Origin of the sequence: Nitrosopumilus sp., assembly GCF_025698945.1 — an archaeon.
Taxonomy (GTDB): Archaea; Thermoproteota; Nitrososphaeria; order Nitrososphaerales; family Nitrosopumilaceae; genus Nitrosopumilus.
Genome location: NZ_JAILWM010000001.1, coordinates 741,710 through 764,827, shown reverse-complemented (window position 1 = coordinate 764,827; position 23,118 = coordinate 741,710). Strand labels below are relative to the sequence as shown.

At 33.4% G+C, this 23,118-nt stretch carries 20 protein-coding genes; 12 read left to right on the top strand and 8 right to left on the bottom strand.

The annotated features are described in order from the left end of the window. The first annotated feature begins 23 nt into the window (after positions 1 to 23). Positions 24 to 1,811 (top strand): cation:proton antiporter, encoded by a 1,788-nt coding sequence (locus tag K5790_RS04780; RefSeq protein WP_297592834.1) that lies wholly within the window; start codon positions 24 to 26, stop codon positions 1,809 to 1,811. Between the two features lie 658 nt (positions 1,812 to 2,469). Here the strand turns inward: K5790_RS04780 and K5790_RS04775 are convergent. Beyond that, a complete protein-coding gene (locus tag K5790_RS04775) occupies positions 2,470 to 2,862 on the bottom strand; it encodes a DUF6659 family protein (RefSeq protein ID WP_297592832.1) in 393 nt (130 codons plus the stop codon). A 97-nt stretch (positions 2,863 to 2,959) separates the two neighbouring features. Beyond that, positions 2,960 to 3,223: a hypothetical protein gene (locus tag K5790_RS04770; protein WP_297592830.1), complete on the bottom strand. Its 264-nt coding sequence runs from the start codon at positions 3,221 to 3,223 to the stop codon at positions 2,960 to 2,962. Positions 3,224 to 3,371: 148 nt separating this feature from the next. Between K5790_RS04770 and K5790_RS04765 the strand changes: the two genes are divergently transcribed. Beyond that, on the top strand, positions 3,372 to 5,234 hold the full coding sequence (locus tag K5790_RS04765) for a sensor histidine kinase (protein ID WP_297592828.1): 1,863 nt from the start codon (positions 3,372 to 3,374) through the stop codon (positions 5,232 to 5,234). 57 nt (positions 5,235 to 5,291) lie between these two features. After that, positions 5,292 to 5,660 carry a response regulator gene (locus K5790_RS04760; protein WP_297592826.1) on the top strand — a complete coding sequence of 123 codons (369 nt, stop codon included), beginning with the start codon at positions 5,292 to 5,294 and terminating at the stop codon, positions 5,658 to 5,660. Here the strand turns inward: K5790_RS04760 and K5790_RS04755 are convergent. After that, complete coding sequence (locus K5790_RS04755; protein ID WP_297592824.1) at positions 5,657 to 6,520, bottom strand: hypothetical protein; 864 nt, start codon at positions 6,518 to 6,520, stop codon at positions 5,657 to 5,659. The genes K5790_RS04760 and K5790_RS04755 overlap by 4 nt on opposite strands. A gap of 474 nt (positions 6,521 to 6,994) precedes the next feature. Here K5790_RS04755 and K5790_RS04750 point away from each other — a divergent pair, with 474 nt between their 5' ends. The 6 genes from K5790_RS04750 to K5790_RS04725 all read left to right on the top strand — a co-directional run bounded on the left by K5790_RS04750 (position 6,995) and on the right by K5790_RS04725 (position 13,614). After that, positions 6,995 to 7,525, top strand: coding sequence for a hypothetical protein (locus K5790_RS04750; RefSeq protein WP_297592822.1), 531 nt, complete (start codon positions 6,995 to 6,997; stop codon positions 7,523 to 7,525). A gap of 179 nt (positions 7,526 to 7,704) precedes the next feature. Continuing rightward, a complete protein-coding gene (locus K5790_RS04745; protein WP_297592821.1) occupies positions 7,705 to 7,857 on the top strand; it encodes a hypothetical protein in 153 nt (50 codons plus the stop codon). 147 nt (positions 7,858 to 8,004) lie between these two features. After that, positions 8,005 to 9,321 (top strand): hypothetical protein, encoded by a 1,317-nt coding sequence (locus K5790_RS04740; protein ID WP_297592820.1) that lies wholly within the window; start codon positions 8,005 to 8,007, stop codon positions 9,319 to 9,321. A 58-nt stretch (positions 9,322 to 9,379) separates the two neighbouring features. After that, entirely contained in the window at positions 9,380 to 11,014 is a 1,635-nt protein-coding gene (gene corA / locus K5790_RS04735; protein WP_367182843.1) for a magnesium/cobalt transporter CorA, read from the top strand. A gap of 201 nt (positions 11,015 to 11,215) precedes the next feature. After that, positions 11,216 to 12,847 carry a gamma-glutamyltransferase gene (ggt, locus tag K5790_RS04730; protein ID WP_297592818.1) on the top strand — a complete coding sequence of 544 codons (1,632 nt, stop codon included), beginning with the start codon at positions 11,216 to 11,218 and terminating at the stop codon, positions 12,845 to 12,847. Then, positions 12,844 to 13,614: an N-formylglutamate amidohydrolase gene (locus tag K5790_RS04725; RefSeq protein ID WP_297592817.1), complete on the top strand. Its 771-nt coding sequence runs from the start codon at positions 12,844 to 12,846 to the stop codon at positions 13,612 to 13,614. The genes ggt and K5790_RS04725 overlap by 4 nt, the downstream gene beginning before the upstream one ends. Before the next feature lie 206 nt (positions 13,615 to 13,820). Here the strand turns inward: K5790_RS04725 and K5790_RS04720 are convergent, their stop codons facing one another. The 4 genes from K5790_RS04720 to K5790_RS04705 all read right to left on the bottom strand — a co-directional run bounded on the left by K5790_RS04720 (position 13,821) and on the right by K5790_RS04705 (position 15,326). Beyond that, positions 13,821 to 14,075, bottom strand: a complete 255-nt coding sequence (locus tag K5790_RS04720; RefSeq protein ID WP_297592816.1) for a UBP-type zinc finger domain-containing protein — start codon at positions 14,073 to 14,075, stop codon at positions 13,821 to 13,823. Between the two features lies 1 nt (position 14,076). Next, positions 14,077 to 14,616, bottom strand: coding sequence for an inorganic diphosphatase (locus K5790_RS04715; protein ID WP_297592815.1), 540 nt, complete (start codon positions 14,614 to 14,616; stop codon positions 14,077 to 14,079). 74 nt (positions 14,617 to 14,690) lie between these two features. Continuing rightward, complete coding sequence (locus tag K5790_RS04710) at positions 14,691 to 15,110, bottom strand: hypothetical protein (protein WP_297592814.1); 420 nt, start codon at positions 15,108 to 15,110, stop codon at positions 14,691 to 14,693. A gap of 60 nt (positions 15,111 to 15,170) precedes the next feature. Further along, entirely contained in the window at positions 15,171 to 15,326 is a 156-nt protein-coding gene (locus K5790_RS04705; RefSeq protein WP_297592813.1) for a hypothetical protein, read from the bottom strand. A 235-nt stretch (positions 15,327 to 15,561) separates the two neighbouring features. On the opposite strand from K5790_RS04705, the gene K5790_RS04700 reads away from it, so the two are divergent. Further along, positions 15,562 to 16,419 (top strand): TrmB family transcriptional regulator, encoded by an 858-nt coding sequence (locus K5790_RS04700; RefSeq protein WP_297592812.1) that lies wholly within the window; start codon positions 15,562 to 15,564, stop codon positions 16,417 to 16,419. A gap of 64 nt (positions 16,420 to 16,483) precedes the next feature. Here the strand turns inward: K5790_RS04700 and K5790_RS04695 are convergent, their stop codons facing one another. Next, positions 16,484 to 16,672: a hypothetical protein gene (locus K5790_RS04695; RefSeq protein ID WP_297592811.1), complete on the bottom strand. Its 189-nt coding sequence runs from the start codon at positions 16,670 to 16,672 to the stop codon at positions 16,484 to 16,486. A gap of 297 nt (positions 16,673 to 16,969) precedes the next feature. On the opposite strand from K5790_RS04695, the gene K5790_RS04690 reads away from it, so the two are divergent. After that, the gene (locus K5790_RS04690; protein ID WP_297592810.1) at positions 16,970 to 17,815 is read left to right on the top strand and encodes a TrmB family transcriptional regulator; all 846 of its coding nucleotides are present in this window, start codon (positions 16,970 to 16,972) and stop codon (positions 17,813 to 17,815) included. A 149-nt stretch (positions 17,816 to 17,964) separates the two neighbouring features. Continuing rightward, positions 17,965 to 23,076 (top strand): hypothetical protein, encoded by a 5,112-nt coding sequence (locus K5790_RS04685; protein WP_297592809.1) that lies wholly within the window; start codon positions 17,965 to 17,967, stop codon positions 23,074 to 23,076. Positions 23,077 to 23,118 lie beyond the last annotated feature (42 nt).

The window sequence follows — 23,118 nt, the reverse complement described above, 5'->3', positions numbered from 1 at the left end:
CTCAAAAATAACGGAGTGAATTATTGTCTGGTGTAGAAGTAACTGAATTTCTTGCTTTGCTTGCCTTGTTGTTAGGCGGAGGCATGATAGGAGCAGGTATTATGAAAAAGATAAAGTTTCCAACAATTATTGGATTTATTTTAATTGGAATGATTGCTGGTCCGTATGGATTAGGAATAGTTGATGACGTTGAGCTGATTAATCTTTTAGCAGAGCTTGGAATTATCATTTTACTTTTTGTGGTTGGTTTGGAATTTAGTCTTCAAAAGTTACGAAAAGCTGGAATAAAGGCAATCATTGTGGGAATGTCCGAACTGTCAATAATGTTCTTCTTAGCATATGTTGGGGCTTATTCCTTTGGATGGACTCATTTAGAGTCTCTTTACCTGGCTGGAATTTTGTCAATTAGTAGCACAGCTATTTCTCTGAGAATCATGAGAGATCTGAAATTAGTTAAAACCAAGGAATTCAATACTGTAATTACAATTTTAATTGTTGAGGATCTAGCTGCTGTTTTACTTTTAGTAATTTTAGGAAATGCATCAGCTGGTGCAGAGCTTGATTTTACTGGAGTCGGGATTTTGATTTTACAAAGCCTTACATTTTTTGTCATCGCATTAGGATTGGGAATTAAACTAATTCCTAAACTATTAGAAAAAATTCATGGATTGAACATTCCAGAAGGACCCTTTATCACTGCACTTGCTTTAGGATTTGGTTTGGCAGTATTAGCTCATTTTTTGGGGCAGAGTTCTGCAATTGGCGCATTTATCATGGGGATGATTATTGCATCATCAAAGCATTCTGAGAGTATCACAAAGAAAGTTCTTCCTCTGAGAGATTTCTTTGGTGTTATCTTTTTTGTATCAATTGGGATGTTGGTAAATATTAATTCAATTCCTGCAGTTGTGCTGATTTCAATACCAATCGCTATTTTGGCAGTAGTTGGAAAATTTGTAGGTAATTTCTTTGGAGCATCAATTGGAGGACATGATGTAACAGGTGCCTCTACAATTGGATCTGTGATGGTTCCAAGGGGAGAATTCTCATTTATCATGGCAAAACAGGCTGTAGATAGTGGTGCTGTTAGAGATTCACTATATCCAGTAACTATGCTTGTAACACTGGTAACAATGTTTTGTATGCCACTACTACTTCGAATTTTTCCAACATTAGCAGATAAATCAAGTGCAATACCTATGAGAATTTTGAATCCAATTCATGTTGTTGGAAGATTTTTTTATAATTTAATGAATACTCCTGATGATAACAACCAATTTACAAAAATGCTCAAGGCTCATGGGCCAAAATTTTTTGTAAATTTGACTATTGTTATTGCAATATTAGCAGTAATTGATTACTTTAATGATGATATGATTATGATGATAAATGAAATTGGTATTCCTTTAGCAATAGATCCCGAAATACTGTTAACAATAATTAGCATGCTGTTGATCATTTATCCTGTTGTTGCAATGCTTGGTAAAATTGAAAAACTTGTAACAAACATTTCTGATGTTTTATCCACCAAACTTATCCCTGCTGATACCAAAATAATAGAGGAGAAACCATTACACCGATTACTTCGAAATATTTTCTTTGTTGGGTTTATTTTGATACTTATTGCAATCATTCAGCCCTATATTGGCGATATTGAATTTATCCCATTTTTACCATTTATCATATCTGGAATTGGGCTTGCATTTGCAATCATATTGATCGCAGATTCAGTATTTGTTTTTCAAAAATTATCTCATGGTCATATAATGGATAGTCTAATGAAAGAAGATGAAGAATCTCCTCATGAATAAAATTTCATGTTAAATTTTATTTGAATATGGCATACCACAAATCTTAATCTATTTTCAAATATCAGATAATTGATACATATTTCAAATGCAAGAAAATCAAAGCATTCTCACTGGATATACTAAGGCCACAAAAATTTTGGTTGAAAAATTACCAGTAAAAGAAGAACATGTTTTTTCTTTTAAGACTCAACCCTCCTACACTGCCCTTGGCCTTAGTTGGATTTTTCAAGAGGTGTCACTCAAATGACGAATGACAATGTTGAAGATTCATTAGCCAGACTTTTTGGAGATGATTCTGCACCATTTCAAGAGAAATCTTTGAGACGTAGAGAATATCTCAAAAAAGTAACAAAACACAAGTGATTATAAAAATGCGATGTTCTAACTGTGGAAATCAATGTAGCTGGCGTGATCCTGATTGTAACAAATGTGATAAACCACTGCACCAAAAAAATTGTAAAGAAAAATCCTCTGATTGCAAATGTCATGGAATAAATGAGCAAATCTGGAGTACTAAAAAAACACAACAGGTTCATTCATAACTTTTTCAAAATTTTCTAATTATTTTTCAGGCTAGATAATTTGAAAACCTATTTACCTTATTCTCTTATTATTGATAGTAATTATTTGAAAATTCATTTTCTACTTGTTTTATTTTCTAAATTGTTGATATTGTTATACCGTCAAATAATTCTTCAGCTTTTTTGATGATTTTTTTATCATCTGCATCTGGCTCTGCAGTTATTAAAACCAAGTTTTCTCCAACAGGTACACTGATAATAAGTTGCTTTGTTCTTCGTGATGCAATATAATCAATAGTTCCAAGAACGTCATCTAATTCTTGTCTCATGTTAAAATCTAATTGCATTTGCATGTATACCATTTTAATTCTGTCTTTTGATAATATTGGGGTGACTCCTTTTCTAAATCCTCCTGCAATTAAATGTCCTAGTTCATTAATTACTCCTACATGTCTTACTTTCTCTTCTTCTGAGAGTTTTTGACATTGTTCATCAAGTTTTTTGAGATCTTCTGCTGAGAGTATTGGCATGATTATTGACATTTTTATGGTAATTTTAGTATTAACTAATTGATTTTATGGTGTGTATAAAACAACATTATTGAAAATTATCTTAGATAAATCCAAATTACTCCTGAAGATGCTTTTTTGCAATAGCCCATCCAAAATTCACTAAAATCTTACACGATTCATGAACTTTCATATCTTTAATTCTATTACACCTATTACATCTCCTCAATGATGTTCTCTTACAAAATGTGCAGCTAGACACTGGAACTAATGGTCCTTCACAAATACCACAGGCATAAAAAATCTCTCTGGATATGTCTTCTTTATCTAAACTATCCTTAAGATTTGAATTGCTGTGACTCTTCTTTGATTCTTTTTCCATCAAGTTTTTGAAAGACGATAAGCCTAACATGCAAATTCTTGTTATGTATGCTATTTGGAATTAACTTGTATTTTGTGGTATGCTATTTTTTTAATACCAATTAGTGATCTTTAAATTCAAATGTCTTAGATCTTGGCTAGTATATCTCTTGAAAATCTCTTTTATGATAATTGCAGTGATGTTTGCAATCTCTCTATCCTTTACTATAGTAGGATATGTGACTTTTGAAATTACAGTTGATGAAATAAAGGAATTATTGGGCTCAAGAAATGAGGGATTTGCATTTAACATGATCCAAGGCCTTGACAAGCACATTGAAAACAGAATTTTGGCTTTTAAGGAATTGACTAATTTAAAAATAATTCAGGATGTACTACTTGACTCAAATAAAAAATATGAGCGATTCCAGGAAATGAAGTCTCATTTGAATTTAGAATCCACTGATGCTAAATTTACTGAAACGACTCCTTTTCTTGGCGAACTTGAGGATCGTGTTCTCACAGATGAATTATTGGACACAATTGAATTTTATCATGATGAATATAATTACGATGTAATTGAGGAATTATTTGTAACAAATGCATATGGTGCAAATGTTGCACTTACCTCGGGAACTTCAGTATATTCTCAAAGTGAAGAAGAATGGTGGCAAATTACTAAAAATACTGGATTACATATTGATAAAATAAAATTTAATGAATCTACAAATTCTTACTCAATGGATTTTGCCTATGCCATTAATGATGAGAATGATAATTTTATAGGAGTTTTAAGAGCGTCAATTACATTAAATGATCTTCTAAGTGACTTCAGCGAGGAATCTGATGTAATTACAATTCCTGGACGTAGTGTTGTACTTTTAGATGAGCTTGGACGTCCAATTTATTCGGAACAAACTATTCTACTTTCTGCTTTAACAGTTCCTTATTTTGATATTTTAATTCAAGGTGAAGATGTAGAGTTTTTTGAATTGGATGATGCTATTGATGATTTTAAATTAATTTCCTATGCAAAATCTACCGGATATAGAACATTTGAGGGATTTGATTGGACAGTAGTAATTGAGCAGGATAGTTCCTCAATAGTGAGCGAATTCATTGAACTTCGAAATTCAATTTTTGCAGTATCTATTGCAGGAATGGCAGCCTCGATAATTGGTGGATTCTTAATTTCAAGCACAGTTTCATCTCCATTGAAGCGTCTTACAAAAATTGCTAATTCTATTTCAAGGGGAAATTTTAATATCAAAATTAAACCTAGCAAAATTAATGAAATTCAAACAATAAGTAATTCTTTTGAAGATATGACAAGTCATCTAAAAAAGCTTATTGAAACAGAAAAACAATTAGCTGAAGCCAAAGTCAAAATTAAAAATGAAAGATTAACTGCTATTGGTGAACTAGCTGCAAGTATGGCACATGACATGAAAAACCCTCTTGCAACAATAAAAAGCTCAACTGAAATTTTAAAAAATAATGCAAAACAAACAGACGAACTAAATGAGGTTGTAAATAGAATGAATCGCGCAATTGATAGAATGTCACATCAAATTAATGATGTACTTAATTTTGTAAGAATCACTCCTTTAGAATTGCAACCAATAAAAATTCAGGATTTATTAGAATCTGCAAAAACTTCTTTAGAAATTCCAGATAATGTATCCATTGTTATTCCAAAATCTAATCTAGAAATAAGAGGTGATCTAAGAAAATTAGAAATTGTTTTTATTAATTTGTTTTTAAATGCTATTCAAGCCATAGGAAAAGAGGCTGGAATTATTAACTGCACAATTGAAGAAAAAAATACCTCTGCTATTATTATGATACAAGATTCAGGTCCTGGAATTCCTGAAGATGTATTCCCTAAGATATTTGATCCCTTGATCTCATCTAAACAAAAAGGAACAGGACTTGGATTATCTACATGTAAAAATGTCATAGAACTACATAATGGAACTATTGTTGCCCAAAACAACCCAACTCGATTTATTGTGACTTTGCCTCTTCTATGATAAAAAAAGACAATTCTTTCGAAAGTTTTATCACAAGCATTGATACTGGAATTTACTATGTCATTAAAGAAAACTGTCCTTTTGGTGGATGATGATATTGATCTTTTAGAAAATACAGCCTATATGATTAAGAGTCTAGGCTGTGATGTTGTGACTGCTGAGAATGGACAAGATGCTGTTGAAAAATATAAAGAAATTAGTCCTGATTTGACACTCATGGATGTTAAAATGCCTAAAATGGATGGATTTGATGCATTTTTTAAAATTAAACAATTTGATTCTGAAGCCAAAATTGTTCTAATTACCGCATTTGCAGTAGATGAAAAAAAACATCTTAAAGCAAAAAGTATGTCATTACTAGCTACTATAAACAAACCCTATTCTTTTGAACAACTTGAAGATATAGTCACAAAATTTACTGATTAATTTTTTTCTAATTTCTTTAACTTATTGAATCTGTTATTGTAGAATTTGATGGCTTCATTTACAAAATCGTAATACCATTTTTTGATTTTTGGATCTTTCTGAATAATTTTTTTCCATTGTTTTATCTCTAATGATGAATGTTTACCAGTTGTTCTAAATTTTGTAGGGACAAGCAGATTTGTATAAAACCATATGGAAATTTGATTTGCCAAATCTTCTTCTGATATTTGCTCAAAATTGTTTTGATATTTTACATTCAAATATGTCATTAATTCATAAACGGGAAAATTTGAAATCTTTGCAATTTGAATATTGTCCATAAACAAACCTGAAGCTAAATTTTTTAATCGATAAACTTCATTTCCGATATTTGCTTTCAGATCTTTCCATTTTTCAAAAACCATAGGCAGCACATTTGCATATTTTTCAGCCATTGTATCAATTTGTTTATCTGATAGATCTAAAACATCCAAACAATACAAAATTCCATGCAATGATAATCTGTATTGATCAGCAGGAGCTTTTGCAAAACTTTTCCCATCTTTTACAACAAGACCTACTTCTAAGAGACCCATTGTATGTTTGCCTCTTGCCATTCTTCCAACAAGTAATCTTCTGTATTCTTTCTCTTTAGTCCTGATTCCCTCCGTTTTGTCTAGGTGAGTTTTTGCCATTCCCCATGTTGTTAGTGTTCCATTAAGGGCTAAAATCTCCAACATCTTTTGAACATTTTCGTGATGTTTGGTGCCTGATCTTTTTCTAAAGGAATAACTTCCAAACAGCCTTTGAGCCGTTGGCCTTGTATACATCTTATAGGCATGTAAATTCCCATAAAATGTTTCAAGTGGTTCTGATGGCATGCCACATTATGTTGGGCATTCCCAAATAATAACTTCACTAATTATAATCATGTTAACAACATGCATGAATAATACTAACATCATTTCAAAAAAAGTATCTGAATCTTCTACTCTGAAAACAATATCTGTTACAGAAAAATCCTATAGGTGGTGAGAATATGAAAATCAATAGAGTAAAAACAAAATATGGTTCTTGGCCAAAGATTTCATTCCAAAAAAACTGATTAATAACAATGTAGCATGCCACAGGTATCAATCTATGGTTAAATAATAACTGCCAAATGTTGACTTGGAGGTTCTTACATTGGTAAACAGACAAAAACTCAACTTGGTATTAATGAAACATAAGATGTAAATCTATCATGTTTCAATTTATTCAAAAACCCCAATTGAAATATAATTCCGGTTTGTTATTATTCTGTTTTTAGTTTTACTTTTTAAAAATTTGATATGAGAAAATTTATCGTGTTGCTTATGTCTGTATTATTGTTTTCAAATTATGTGATTTTAGAATCTCATGCAGAAACTTTGAAACAAAGTACGGAAAAAAGATGTAAAAATTTCTATGAAAAATTTAAAAATTTGGGAGAAGATGGATTACGAAAACGTTATCCTGCACATCCGACATTAGATGCATGTTTGAAATTATTCAATTCTCATAACTGGACTTTTGTTGGGAAAGATCTTGTTGATGAAAAATATCTTTCTTTTTTAACTAGTATTACATCTAAATCTCAATCGAATCCTAATATTATCTCTAAAATGAAAATTGGACATGAGCAGTATTTGGTAAAATTTAGTTTATGCTCTGAAAATAATCAAAAATCAAAATATGTTCTAATTATCTCTGATAAAGAACAATTTTATGGAAATATTCCAAGGCCATTTGAAGGTAAATGTGGCTCATTTTGGGCTCAAATCTCAGCTAAAAATCCTGACACTACAGAGTTTTTTTGGATCTATGATTCTCTTCCACCCTCAAAAATGGTAAGAAAATTACTATAATCTCAAACAGATACTGATTTTTGCAAATCTGCTTTTCTTCTAGGCTCATTTTCTATGGCATGCCACAACATGTTGGTCATCCAATTATAACTCTGGGAAAACCTGCTGTATGAAACTATCAAAAAACGGTGATGTGGGACTTGCCTGATGAGTCATGTAGACGTTGTGGTGGGTTGCTCATGGAACTTTTAATTTGCGCAAAATGTAAAGCAGCTACACAGTTTATTTGTAGAATTTGTGCATATCCAACTATTCCGAGATCACATGATCAATTATGTTTTAGAGTGGATGAATCCAATACTAAAAAACCTCTGATGGGCATATTGCATTGATACGATTTTTGGCATGCCATATTTCAAAAGTAATTAATAGATATGAATTCCCTATATCAAAAAATAGAAAAATGTTCTACAATCTGAGTTGTTCTAAAACAATAATCATGGGTAATGCTTTTTAGTGTCATGTATAAAATATCTAATGTGAAATCCTCTATTTGGATTGCGATGTTCTTAGGTGTTGTTTTAATATCTGGAACTTTACATTCACAAACTTTTGCTGATGTAATTTCTCCTAAACAACAAATAAAACTAAATTTTTCAGCTGACCAAGTAATCTGTGGTGAAGGTTTAGTTAAAGTATTCAAAATATCTTCTAGTGCTCCATCTTGTGTAACACCATCAACTGCAGAAAAATTATCTGAGTATGGTTGGGCAAAAAAACTATCTGCAGAAGACCTTGAAGAAATAAGAATTATGAAATTATCCAAAGGAGAACCTGTTGGGAAAATAAATAAGATTGCTGTTTTAAAACAACTCTCTAAAAATACCAAGGCAGGAACCTCTACTAGCATAACAGGATATGCGTTTGTTTTTGATGCATGTGCAAAATCAACTGAAATTCGAACGCCTGAAATAATTGTAACCTCTGATAGTGAAACTCATAGTGTAAAATTGGGTAGTATGCTAAAACCTAATTCATGCTATACTACATCTGTTTTAATCAAAGCAGCAAACCCTGATTCTATTACTGGTACAATGGTGAATATGGGAGGAGTGTCTGACAAGATCATTACATTGGAAAATAAAATTGCAGAACTCAAAAATAAAATAAACACTGCTAAGCAAAAAATTCCAGTATCCTCTGAGCAAAAACCTGATGGTGAAAATTTGACTAGTATTATTTCAATGAAGAAAGAACTCCAATCCTTTCAAGACGAATTAAGGAGATATTTGATGGTTCTTTATGTTCCTTCAAATCTAAATGTGTCACAACTAAATATCCCAAAAACTCTGACTGGAAAACCTCTTGAAGGATTAACAACTGAACTCATTTCTGTTACTGAAAGTGTATTAAAACCTGAAACAGGTTCTCCTGATCTAAAACGATACAATGTAGTTTTTGAAGCATGTTCTGGAAAAGATACAATAAGATTGCCTCTGATTACTGTGAGCTCTGATTCTGAATCAGTAGATGTTAAATTCATTGATAAAATTATTCCAAATTCATGTCAAGTAGGAATTACAAGAATCAATGCAATAGATTCTGATTCTATTGTGACCACAATTAGTGAAAACTCTGGTGTTTCAACACAAATTGCTGATTTGGAAAAACTAATTTCTGATTTAGAAACTCAATTGGGTTCTGAAAGAACAGCACTAAATAAACTCGTATCAAAACAATTGGGTCCTGCTGAAGAAGAATTAGCATCTGAAATTACACAAAAGATTAGCAAATTACGTGCTGACCTTTTGGAGTCACGCGCAAAACTTTATGGTTTACTTTTACAAGTAAAATAAAACGTGTTCATAAATACCTGATATTTTTACAGAATATTGATAGTATTTGATAGATAATGTGGGAAAACTAATCAATCGACTTGCAATTGGATTTCTTTTTGCACTAATTTATCAGATTGTAGTTGGAGTTGCAACTTCAGTACTTTCAATTCCTCTAACAGGTAACATTTCTGATCTTTTCTCAGGAATAGGAAAAATAGAATCTGAAGAAGGATTTTTGCTAATCATATGGTGGATTGTTTCTACAATTTTGATTACTGTTATTGCCATCTTTATTGTAAAATACAAATGGTATTTCTCACCATACCGAGGAGAAAAAAATATTGAAATTCCACCAAGGATTACAATTGTTACTGCAATTGTAATTGGTTCAATCATTTCATTTATGTTCTTTTTAATGGACACTGTAATTGGATTTTTTGTTGGAGCAAATACATCTGCTGATGTGCAAGCAATTTATGAAGCAGCAACAAGTGGGAACTTTATTCCTCTTTATCTTAGTTTGATATTCTCAATTATGACTGGCTTCATAATAATTGGTGTTACAAGTAAGACTGCTAAAGTAAAAGAAATTACCAAGGATTTGGGTTTGCAAGAAATCACAGGAATTAAACTATTACTAAATAAAACAAAAACACAAAGAACCACCTTATCTGATACTATTGGATCAAGTCCTGGTGCCTTAATTCATGTTGGTGAACAAAAGGTAGAACATATTCGAATGGATATCATTGAGTATGATGCTGAAAATATGTCTGAAAACTCTGATGTGACAATAGAAGAATGCCTAGAATCAAAAGACAAACCTAATGTTTCTTGGATTAACATTATAGGAATACATGACCCAAAAATTATTGAAAGTTTTGGAAATAGTTTTGGGTTGCATCCATTACATCAAGCAAACATAATGAATACAGAACTGAGACCTTCAATTGAGGTTTCAGATAATTATATTGTAATTATGCTCAAGATGCCTCATTATATAGCAGAGACAGGCAAGCTCGAATTAGAACAAATCTCAATAGTTTTGGCTGAACATCATGTATTGACGTTTCAGGAAATAGAAGCTGATTTCTTTGATCATATAAGAGAGCGTCTTAGAAATAAAGCCGGTTCTATTAGAAAATTGCAAAGTGATTATCTTACTTATGCAATCATTGATGCAATTGTTGATAGTTATTTTCTGGTAATTGAAAAAGTGGGTGATGTTACAGAGGACTTGGAAGAAGAGCTAATGCAAAATCCAACTGGAAAAACAATGCAAACAATTCAAACTTTAAAACGAAGAATGATATCTTTGAGAAAATCTATTTGGCCAGCTCGGGAAATATTGGATTTTCTTGGACGTGATTCTACTCCGTTAATTTCAGATAATACTAGAACTTATCTAAGAGATGTTTACAACCACGTAATCCAAGTAACTGATTCTATTGAAGGGTTACGTGATGTTATTGGCGGAATGCTTGACACATATCTGTCCAGTGTTAGTAATCGAATGAATGAAGTAATGAAAACACTAACAATTATTGCAAGTATCTTTATCCCAATTACCTTTATTGCTGGAATATATGGAACAAACTTTTCGTATGTTCCAGAGTTGGAGTGGGAAGGAAGCTACTTTGTGATGTTAATTGCAATGGCAACTATTTCTGGTATGATGATTGGTTGGTTTAAGAAACGAAAATGGCTTTAATGCAAAACTCTTTCGCAGATTAATCTTGTATTTGAACATTTTCTGTTTTTTCTAAAACGACAAATGATCACTTTTTTAGCATGTTTGAAACAAACTAACTGTTGGAGTTTATTTATAAAAAAAATATTTTGTTAAACAAACTATTCTACTTGGAGTACTGTTTCCAAAAATTCTATTACTATCGTCTGGAAAGATGAGAAATTGATTGTTAAAGAAATAGAAAACGCCTTCAGAACCTCCACTGATAAAAAATCCTCAACTGCAAAAAAGGGAATGGTAGCATCTGCATTTCCTGATGCAACAAAGGCAGGAGTTGAGATGCTAAAAAAGGGTGGAAATGCAATTGATGCTGCATGTGCAACTGCATTGGCATTAGGTGTTTGTGAACCACAGGCATCTGGAATTGGAGGCCAATCCATGGCCATTTTTCATATTGATGGAAAAACAATAGCTCTTGACGGTTCTAGTCGCTCTCCCTCGCTGGCACATTCGTCAGTTTTTCGAAGAAAAAGACGAAGGAAAATAGGTTACAAGGCAACTACAGTTCCAAGCACTTTAGCTGTAATTGGATTTTTACATGGAAGATATGGTAGATTAGAATGGCAAAAGATTGTTGCCCCCTCAATTAGAATTGCAAAAAAAGGATACAAAATTACTGCACTACAAAATGGTTTGCAACAACGAGAACTTGCAAGTTTTCTTTCAATAAAATCTAAATCTGGAGCAAAATACTTCCTAAAAGATGGGTTAGTTCCATATGATGTTGGTGATAGATTTATTCAAGATGATTTAGCACAAACACTAACTACTATCTCTGAACATGGATTCCAGAGTTTCTATCATGGTCAGATTGCAAAAAAAATTGCCAATGATATGAAGTCAAATAGAGGATTAATCCGAGAAGAAGATTTGGCATACATCCCAGAACCCATAGAGAGAAAACCTATAGGCAGAAAATATAGGCATCTCACTGTAGTTACTTTACCGCCACCAGCTGCTGGACGAACCTTGTTGTTGACACTGATGATGCTCAACCATTTACCTTCAAAGTTTTTGCGTAGTGGAAAACCAAGCTCATACCACTTTGTTGCAGAGACATTTAGAAAATCATTCTTGCATAGAATTCAGAGACCATTTAATCCACACACGTATGATCAAATCCAAGATAAACTTCATCTGCAAAGATCTTTTGCAAAACAGATGGCCGAATCTATTCACAACTCTATGGATGCAACCTTGCCAATGACTGATCCTGATTTTGGAGGGGAAGACACTACACATCTATCAACAATGGATGATGAGGGAAATGCAGTAGGGATAACACAATCAATTGAGCTTGCATATGGCTCAAAGGTAGCAGCAGATGGACTGGGGTTTTTATACAATAACTACATGTCTGCATTTGAATTCACCAACCCCAATCATCCTTATTTTGTTAGACCAAATGCAATTCCTTGGACATCTGTATCTCCTACATTGATTATTAATGATTCCAAGATTTGGATGGTCGTGGGCAGTCCTGGTAGTCAGAGAATATTCTCAACCATTACTCAATTTCTTTCCAGAATAATTGACGGAAATCTTCCAATGAATGAGGCAATTAGGAGACCTCGATTTCATTGCTCTATTGGTGGAATGGTCAGTATTGAAGATGGAGGTTTTAAGCCTGAAATTATTAATTATCTAAAAGAAATGGGATATGAAATATCTGTCAAAGAACGTTATTCATTTTATCACGGAGCAATTCATGCAGTAATGAAATTGCAATCGAAATCTGGATTTCATGGAGTGGCAGAAGTCAGACGTGATGGAACTGCTGAAGGATTAGATTGAGTAAATTTCCAATATTGTTATCAATTCCTCATGGTGGAACACAAAAACCTCCAGAACTTGATGGGCATTTGTGCATTACAGAAAAAGATCAGTTTGATGACTCTGATCCTTTTGTAATTGAGATTTATGATCTTGAGGACAAAGTTCAAAAAGTAATCAAATCTGATATTGCAAGAGCATTTGTAGATCTTAATCGTTCATTACAAGATCTTCCACCAAAAAATCCTGACGGTCTGATAAAAAGTGCAACATGTTATCAAAAACCAATCTATATTTCAGGTAAGGAACCAGATGACTCTCTTAGAAAAACATTGATTGAAAAGTACTATCTGCCATATCATCGAGAAATTCAAAAGAGTACTCATGAACTAGATTTACAACTGTGTCTTGATTGTCATTCTATGGCTGCCATTGCTCCAAATGTCTCCCCTGATGGCAACAACAAAAAAAGACCTCTGTTTTGTATTTCTAATCAAGATGGTGAAACATCCTCTGCTGAAATGCTAGAACTCTTAGCTGATTGTATTTCAAAATCATTCTCAATTAAAAGAGATGATATATCTCTTAATGATCCATTTCATGGTGGGCATATTACCAAAACATATGGAAATAATCCGATCCCATGGATCCAAGTTGAGATGAACAGAAGTTTGTATTTATCGGAGCCTTGGTTTGATGATAGAACACTAAAAACTGATAATTCTCATCTTGAGAAATTAAATCACTCATTTGAAAAATCTATCATGCTATTTTTTTCAAAGATTTAATTTTTGACAAAACTGTTTCTGTTTGATGAAATAATGTGTACATTTCCAAACTAATCAAATTAGGAATTTCGATTAGTTGGGATGTCATGTAATTTGGTTATAAAATTTGTATAAAAACTAGGTATGAAATTCCCATTTTTGGGATTGTTTATTGATATGTTGTTATTTTTTAACTGCTATTTGGGCAATGGACTTTTTTTAGTTTTTTAATAATATTCTTTGTGTATGTAACACCATTTCCAAGTGTTTTCTGGAATTGCCTTTATTACAGGATGTCCTGTCTCCTCAAAGTGTTTTGTTGCATGTTTTCCAATTGATGAATCACAACATCCAACATGACCACAGATTAAACACATTCTAATTGCTACTACTGGAAGATGTTCTTTTTCACACTCTTCACAGCTTTTAGTCTTTGGTGAAATATTGTCTTTAATTGAGAAATGTTCACATACTTTTGTCATGCTAATATTTTTTCAAAGTGTCTTTGTATCTCTTTATTGAATCAATAATTACAACCTTGGCCTCTTTAGCTGACTTCCAACCTATGATCTCTACTTTTTTGCCTTCGAGATCTTTGTATACTTGGAAAAAATGCGCAATCTCAGATCTATAATGATCTTCTACATTTGAAATATCTGTAGTATGAAGGTATCTGGGATCATTTGTTGCAACGCAAATTATCTTGTCATCCAATTTGCCATCGTCTTTCATTTGAAGCAATCCTATTGGTCTTGCCTCAATTAAAATTCCTGGGTATGTTGGATTTGTGACTAATACTAATGCATCAAGTGGATCTCCATCATCCGACAAAGTCTGAGGAACCAGACCATAATCTCCAGGATAATGAAATGGTGAGAACAAAACCCTATCAAGTTTTACCATGTTGTGCTTTTTGTCATATTCGTATTTGTTCATTGAACCTTTTGGAATCTCTACTACGACATTGATAATTTCAGGAATATCATTTCCAGGTTCAATATCATGCCAAAAATTCTTACTCATTTTCTAGCTCTTCAAAAATTTCTTCAGTATATGAATTCTCTTACTGGGAGGACATAATCTAACAAATGGTTATGCTAAATCGTTTCACTGGAATTTGGAATTACTCTAAATATTTTTACGGTGTATTCCCCTTGGAATATGTTTACTGCCTCTCCAGTTTCTAAATCTACGTTTCTAACTCTGAATTTGTATTCATAAGAGCCATCTCCTTTGACATCAACTTGTGCAAAATGCACAGGATCTTCTCCTTTGTAAAATTGAATGATTATTGGATACCTTTCTACATAGTCTGATGGTGCTCCTCTAACAGTCCCCCATGGGAGTGTGTTATCTTCAGGAACATTCATTGTAGTTATGGTCTGTTTCAGACTAATTTCTTCGTTAATTGGAGTTACTGTAACGCTGTTTTGCTCAGCTGAAATGTTTTCAGGAATCATCATGATTCCAATTACTGCGATAGCTGTTGCCATTAAAACTAGGCCTGATTTACTCATGGTGAATCTAATTATTTGAGGTAATTTAAAAAATTTATGACTAATTCATTCCAATTTTATTTACGGCAATTCATCTTCTAGATCCGAGCATGCTTTATGGACCCATTTTTCGCTAGAATTTTTTAGGATCTCTTTTCCAACTTTAATATCTCCTCCACATTCAACACATTTTCCATTAAATTTTGCTTTCATGGTATTGTACTGTTTTAATCCCATTTTAACTAGTCTCTTGATATTTGAGGTAAGTAATTTGAAATTATAATACAATATCATAAATTTTTACCAAAATAACCCGTCTACTCGTTTTGTGTTTATTGAAAAAACACTGTTGATCCTATTTTTCACTGATTAGAATTTACTAAATGGGAAAATCTTTTTTAATATTTTACCTATTGTCTTGTGTTTTCTTTACTAGAAAAGTCTTATAAAACAATCATTTACTATATTCACATTGCCAGACTCAATCCCGCCTACATTCAATAAATTGCTTGATTTTGAATCAGACACTGAAATATACAAACACAAACTCACTCTTGAGAAGATAAGAAATGAGTTGATTAATTTTGGCCTAACCAAAAGTCAGGCCAAGGTATTCATCTATCTTGGTAAGTATGGATCCAAAACAGCTTCAGAGATAGCAAAAGCTTTACAGTTACCAAGAACTGAAACATATCATCTGGTAAACTCATTACAGAATTATGGATTGGTAGTTGCAGAATTATCCCATCCTACAAAATATACTGCAAAAGAAATGAAAGAAGCCATTTCTACCTTAGTAAAGCAAGAGCAAGAGAGAATTGACATTCTGGCAAACAAAGAAGAATCCTTGTCTAAGATGTGGAAAGAAATTCCTTTTTTTATGGTGGAAACTGATGAATCCAAATCTGAAAAGATGCAATTACTAAATGGAATAGGTCCAATCACTAACAAAATACGTGAAATGATTAGTTCCAGTAAAAGTGATTTTAAAATTTATGGAAGTGTTTCTGATTTGATTAGACTGTATAATTCTAACGTGTTTGATTGGATTGCAAACGCATCAACAAATCTCAAAATTGTAATATCTCCATTAAATAAAATACCTGAATTCCTTGCTAAGTTTGATTCTGACAGTATTCGTATAATTGCCTCAAATGTTGAAAACAAATGCTTTATTGTAAATGACAAAAAAGAGATTTTAATATTTATGAGAAATGCAAATCATCCAACACGTCAAGTATTTGCATGGTGGTCTGACTCTGATACGCTAGTCGATATGATGAATTCATTATTTGAACTCTCTTGGGAAAAAGGAGAGATGCTATATTGAGTAATTGTGTTTATCTATAATTAGTTGTTAAATCTACTTTATGGATATTTGATATGGTTGTTTTCTAAAACTCATTTGAGATAAATTCCAGCATTCTTTTTTTCTCAAAATTATATTTTTCATAATTTCTCACATAGTCTTTGATTGCCTTTATAATAAAATGTGAATCTGGGTTCTCATGATTATTTTGAATTGTTTGTAATAGGTTCTCTTTTGCCGATTCTGCCTCTAACTCTAATTGGTATACATCCATGCATAAAATTTGTATTCTTGATTTTAATAATTACTATTGATTGCTCAAAGTCTCTTGTTTGTGCAAATTAGACATTTAATTTGATATCCATCAATCCTTAGCCTGCAATAATGTTCCAAATGTGGGAAATACCTGATCCAGTTATAAATTAAAAAAATTACACATCATTATGAGTATAGCTAGAATTGAACAGAATTATGAATTTAAAGACTATGAACACATTTTAGAGAATACTATCACACTTGTAAAGAAAATAAAAAACAATCTTATACAATCTGATGTTCAGGAGGAACCCTGTTGACCTCAAAGGATATCACAATATTTCGAAACAATTCTGAAACTCAACTGCAGAAATTTAATGTTACACTTGAGAAGATTAATCAAGAACTAATTGGATTTGGATTGACAAAAAGCCAAGTCAAAGTTTTTGTTTATCTTGGAAAATATGGATCCAATACTGCATCTGATGTTGCAAAATCTCTCAGTCTTCCTAGAACTGAAACTTATCAAATCATCAATTCTTTGCAGAATTTGGGGTTAATTGTAGCAGAGCTTGCACACCCTACCAAATACACTGCAATAGATCTGAAAAAAGCTGTTGAGATTTTAATCCATAAAGAACAAACCAAAGTTAACGCTCTAGCTGACAAAGAAGAGATGTTGTCTACAATGTGGGAAGAACTTCCATTCTTTGCCGTAGAGACTGATGAATCAAAGACTGAAAAGATGCAGATGATTCATGGTACTGGCCCTATAATGAATAAAATTCAAGAAATGATAAATTCCAGCGTAGATGATTTTAAGATATTTGGCAGCTTACAAGATGTTATGCGATTCTATCACTCTGATGTATTTGAATGGACAGATAAATCTAAATCCCTACTAAAACTATTGATAACATCTGTTGAAAAACCTCCTGAATTTATCTCCGAGATAAATTCTGATAATATTCGTACAGTTGCAAATGAATCAAATAAAATATGTTTTCTAATTAATGACTCAAAACAGGTTTTAATTTTCATGAGAAATGCCACTCACCCAACAAAACAAGTATTTGCATGGTGGTCTGATTCTGAGAGTCTAATTGGAATAATGGATTCTCTCTTTGAGTTATCTTGGGAAAAATCAACCTTATTAAAATAAACTCTTTCGAATAATCCTAATAATAAAGGCATACCACAAAAAGTTAGCCATATAGAAATATCTTTTTTTACTTAAATATTATGAAAACTATGACCGTCATAATTTGTGAGGAACACTTACGTATCATGCCGTCCATTAATTAACACGAAATGAAAAATCAAATCTTTACTGTTGCGATATTATCTGTTTTAATTTTTACTGGAAGTGTATCTCTAAGTAATTTTTCAAATGTGGATGCCCAGACTACCAATCTTTATGTTTCTGCAAACAATCCTTCTACAAATAATAGATTCTCCGGTCCTCAAGTAATAGAAGTTGTAATTCGTGATCAAAATCTTTCTGATACTGGACAGGGAAAGGGAGAACCCAATGTTACTATTAATGGAAAATCTTTGAGAATGGTTCAGGCAACTGATGGAAATTGGTATGCTTATTTTGCAGATAGAAAACAAGCTCAAATTGCAGATAGCACCGTTGGTTTGACTGGAAAAGGACTTGACTTTGGAACTCTCTGTACTAGTTCTACTTCTGTTCTTGGTGTATCCGTTAGTCAAACTCAGGGAATAGCAATACCTCTTAGTGGTACAGGAATTGGCGGTCAAAATGGAGTAAATCCACCAAATGAAATTTCAAGTGATTGCTCTTTTTCAACTCCATATACGAAAAACAACATTAACGTTGTAAGGCAAGCAAAAACTATCAATCCTGGAAGTGGGAGTGTAGGTCTTGGTCAAATTGGTTTGGCCTCTGCAGATCTATGGCCATTTATTCAACTATATGATTTTGCAAAAGGTGGAAATGTTGTAATTCAATACAACAGAGGGGGAGGTCCACAACAAACAACCCTGACATTTGATAATGCTGAACAATTAATCAAACATGAACTTGATAGGACTTCATATCCAAGATCATCTGATGTCAATCTCAAAATTACCGATCTCTCACTTAACATAGATCCAACTGATGAGGATTCTTGGTCATTTGGTACAACAACTTCAAACCCCTCTGTCTATTATTTACTGTATGAAGAATCTGGAATGCTAGATTCTGATGGTACTACTGGTGCTGTCAATTTAGTACCTAGTTTGAACTCGTTGATGTTCAAAGATAATGGAATTCTTAAGATAAATCCTAGTACACAAGGACAAACAAATGTTCTAACCATCAAGGACAATGAAAACTCTGCAACAAATGGCGATGGTGAGACTGACATATCTTTGATTGCAACATCTGCTGGTACAATTGCAGCTGGTAAGCAACCAATAACAATTACTGAAACATCTCCTAATAGCAGTGTCTTTACGACATATGATTTTAACAACGATTCTGTTCTAATTACAACTCAGAATGCACTGAGGGGAACATCTGCAACTATAGAGTATAACAAAAAATCAGTATCTCTAGTAATCGGATTTGGAAAAGCAACATTGTCCCTCGATGAAAAAGTAAAGGGAGCTGAGTGGAACTCTGGTGAGGAGATGCCTGTCATTTTGACTGATTCAGATGCCAACAAAAACAATTTGGAAAAAGAAGTTCTTGACTTGTTTAGTCCTGCCTACAAGGCAATCCCTGCTTTGAGCACTGGTGACCCATACACTCTAGGTGAGAGTGGCGTAGAAGGCGCAACAAAGATTCAATCATCATTTCTTTCAGGATTCACACTTACACCTAATGCCGATAAATTCACTTTATCTTCAACTATACTTGGAACATTCACTAATACCAGTGTAGAAAAATTCAGTGACAGGGCAAGAATAGATCCTATAGTATCAACTAGTGCAAATGCACTTGTAATTGATTTGAAAACCCCTCTCAAGGAATTACACAATTCCATAAATAATCCATTTGATGCTTCTAAAAATTTCAAAGGAATTAACATGTTCAACTATGATATTCGCTCTCTTAATGATACCATTAACAGCGTAGATATTTACTTGTTAGTTGGAGCATCTTCCTCTACGATACTTGACTCTTTGGGAAATCCTACAAATGATTTGACTGCAATTAAAATAGCATCCGATACTAGACTGCAAAATCTGATAAATCTCAATTCAACCAAACAGATTGCAAACCCACAAACTCTGCATTCTAATTTATTCTCCCAAAGTTTTAGTGGCAATGAACCCATTGGATTGATGTTTGCTTTTTCAAATATTCAAAATATAGGAACACAAACTAGACCTATAGTTGCTGATTTTTTCTCTTATGGTTTGATTGATGATGGTCTAGAAAAAGCAGACAGGATTGCAAACCAAATAATTCGACTTGAAATGGAGGAAGTCAAAAAAGATTCTGGAAAATTTAGAGGAAGTCTAGAATTCATTGCATTAAACCAACTAAACATATTTGATGAAAAAACATATGAAAAAATAATCCCGATTGATGATGAACCTACATTCATAATCATTGATGAGCTCAAGGGAAATGATGCCCCACGTTTGAGTTACAATGATTTAGGACCTGATGGTGTACTTACTGGAGTATCTGATCAACAGGATGTTCTTTCTTATCCTGGAACTATAGCCCTTTCTGCAAAATCATACAAACCTGGAGATGTTGTAACTGTAACCGTTTTTGATAAGGATCTTAACACTGATTCAGATCTGATTGATATTTTTACAGTTGTGGATCCTACCAAATATCCTAATGATCCTGCAGCTGATACTGTTGGATTGGCAAATCTTGGACTAACTAAGGAAAATCAACCATTTGGCAGATTAATGGAGATTACATTTGATGGTGAAAGATGGTTAAAGTCTTCAATCGTATCAGATGGCAAAAAATGCTCTCCGATTTCTGGGTCTGATGGATTGTACTCTACTGGATTCACACTTGTTGAGACTGGAACTGATACTGGAGAATTCCAAGGACATTTCAAAATTCCATCTGAATATTGTTCTAGAAACACTGGGGGGACTGTAAAATCAGTAAGTGGTGTTGATATCGGTGCAAGATACTATGATTTTAGAGGTCAATCAAGTCAAGCCTCCATCACAAAGTCTGCATCTGCAGTTGGCGCCACAAGTGGATTTGTTAAACTAGATAGAACTGTATATCCTGTTCCATTTGGTTCAGTCTCTGACTTTTTTGATTCTGGGAAAACAACTTCTACCAGTCCAAATAATCTTTCTATATTCCCATTTCATTTGACTGCCATTACAAAAAATGGTGACAAAAATGCAATTGATAAAGGAGAGGAAATTGGACCAAAGAACACTCTGCTTCATGTAAGAATTCATGATGCTGATTATGATTTATCTCCAAATGGGGAGGATACAATTTCACAAAATCTTCCAGGAACTTCAAATGGCCTTGTTAAAGTTATGGTGACACGTGGAACCTCAACAATTGTTTTAGCTACTGCAGGTGGCGAACAAGCAAAAACCGGAGTCATCACAATTGGCAAGAACGTCCAATCCGGCATAACAAGAGAACTTGGCCCTATTCAGGAAGTTTCTCCAAGCTCTGGTGTTTTCCAGTTTGATTTGCCTGTCAGATACACCGATGGTCCTTCCTCTGCAAAATGCCCTTTGACTCCTGATTCAAAATACACTCCTTTAGATAAAACAAAGACAGGCGTGCTAGCACGATTTGGTGCAGCACCTGCAACTGGAAGTTACTGTATTTTGCAAGGTGATATTATTACAATAGAGTATACTGATTTGGCTGATGGTTCTGGCTCACAAAGAACAGTAACTGCTTCTGCAAAGTTTGATCTTAGAATGGGTACTTTACAATCAGATCAACAATCCTACATTATAGGAAGAGATGTCATTGTAACATTAATTGATCCTGATCTTGATCTTGATTCTTCAAAGGCTGAGACATACTCTCTTGATGTTTTAAAGTGGTCATCAAGTGATGCCAAGACTACTATGGGTACGTTAGGTGGAACAGTTACTAACAATGGTAAAATCTTTGATGCCCAACCTTTTGGATTAAGAGAGACTGGTCTTAACACAGGAATCTTCCAAACTGTAATTGAAATCCCATCTGAGATTAATGGAAAAGCAATGTCTAGAGGTGAAAAAATTACTCTTGAATATACTGACTGGGGTCCACCTGGAGCAGACTTTGTTGGCTCAGAGGATCAAGATGTAAAACTACAATTCCAAACATCGAACTTACTTTCTCAGATTAACTTGGATAAAAAGATCTATTCCTGGACTGACAAAGTCTACATTACAATTGTGGCCCCTGATCATAACTTTGATAAATTCAAAATTGATGAAATTGGAACCACTGATGCAAATGAGATAAAAATATCCACACGTGGACAAAAACTCTCACAGTATAAACTAGTTGAGACTGGATTTGATACTGGAATCTTTACTGGTTCTGTAATTCTTACTGGCTTCAAACATGATGCTGATGGAAATCCTTCAAGTGGGGATGTTGATGGATACGATACTTCTCCTAGAACCACTCCTGCCAAAAAGGGTGGACCAACAAATGGATTTATTGAAACCAAAAATGACGATGGGATTACTGTTTCATTTAGATATACTGAACGAGATACAATTACGTCTTCTTCCCTGATAAAATGGAACATTGGCGATATTCAATGGAGTGAACCTCAAAATTCAGAGAATGGTATTGGTATTATTCGTGTAATTGATCCTGACATGAATCTTAATCCTGAAACAGTAGATACTTTCACAATAGATGTTTGGTCTGATTCTGATCTAGGAGGAATTGATCTTACTGTTGTAGAAACTGGCAAAGCCACTGGTGTTTTTGAAGGATATGTGACATTTACCTCAAAGAGTCAATCATCTGGCTCCAAACTAAGAGTAACTGAAGGTGATTTTGTCACAGCAAGATATGAGGACAATACTCTTCCAGCACCATACACAAGAGCTGATGAGTTAAAAGTCTCTGCAAGTACAATGATCGGTCTCATACATCCTCCACTGGAGAGAGCCCCTGCAGGAAATCTTAGACTAGTTGATCCTCTAGGTAACTCTGTAACTCAAGTCAATGTTGGAAAGCAAATTCAGGTTACTGCAGATATTTTCAACAGTAAAGTTGCTAACCAGCCATTTGTCTATTTTGTACAGATTCAGGATACTGATGGTGTAGTTCAATCATTATCATGGATTTCAGGAAACATTATCCAAGGTCAAGCGTTTTCTCCTTCTGCATCGTGGTTACCAGAGGAACCTGGAGAGTATGACGTGAGTATTTTTGTCTGGAGCAGTATTACTAATCCAATGGCAATTAGTCCTTCTTTAGAAATGAAAGTTATAGTAACTGAATGATTTTGAGTTCAATATCTTCTCAATATTTTGAAATAATTTGAA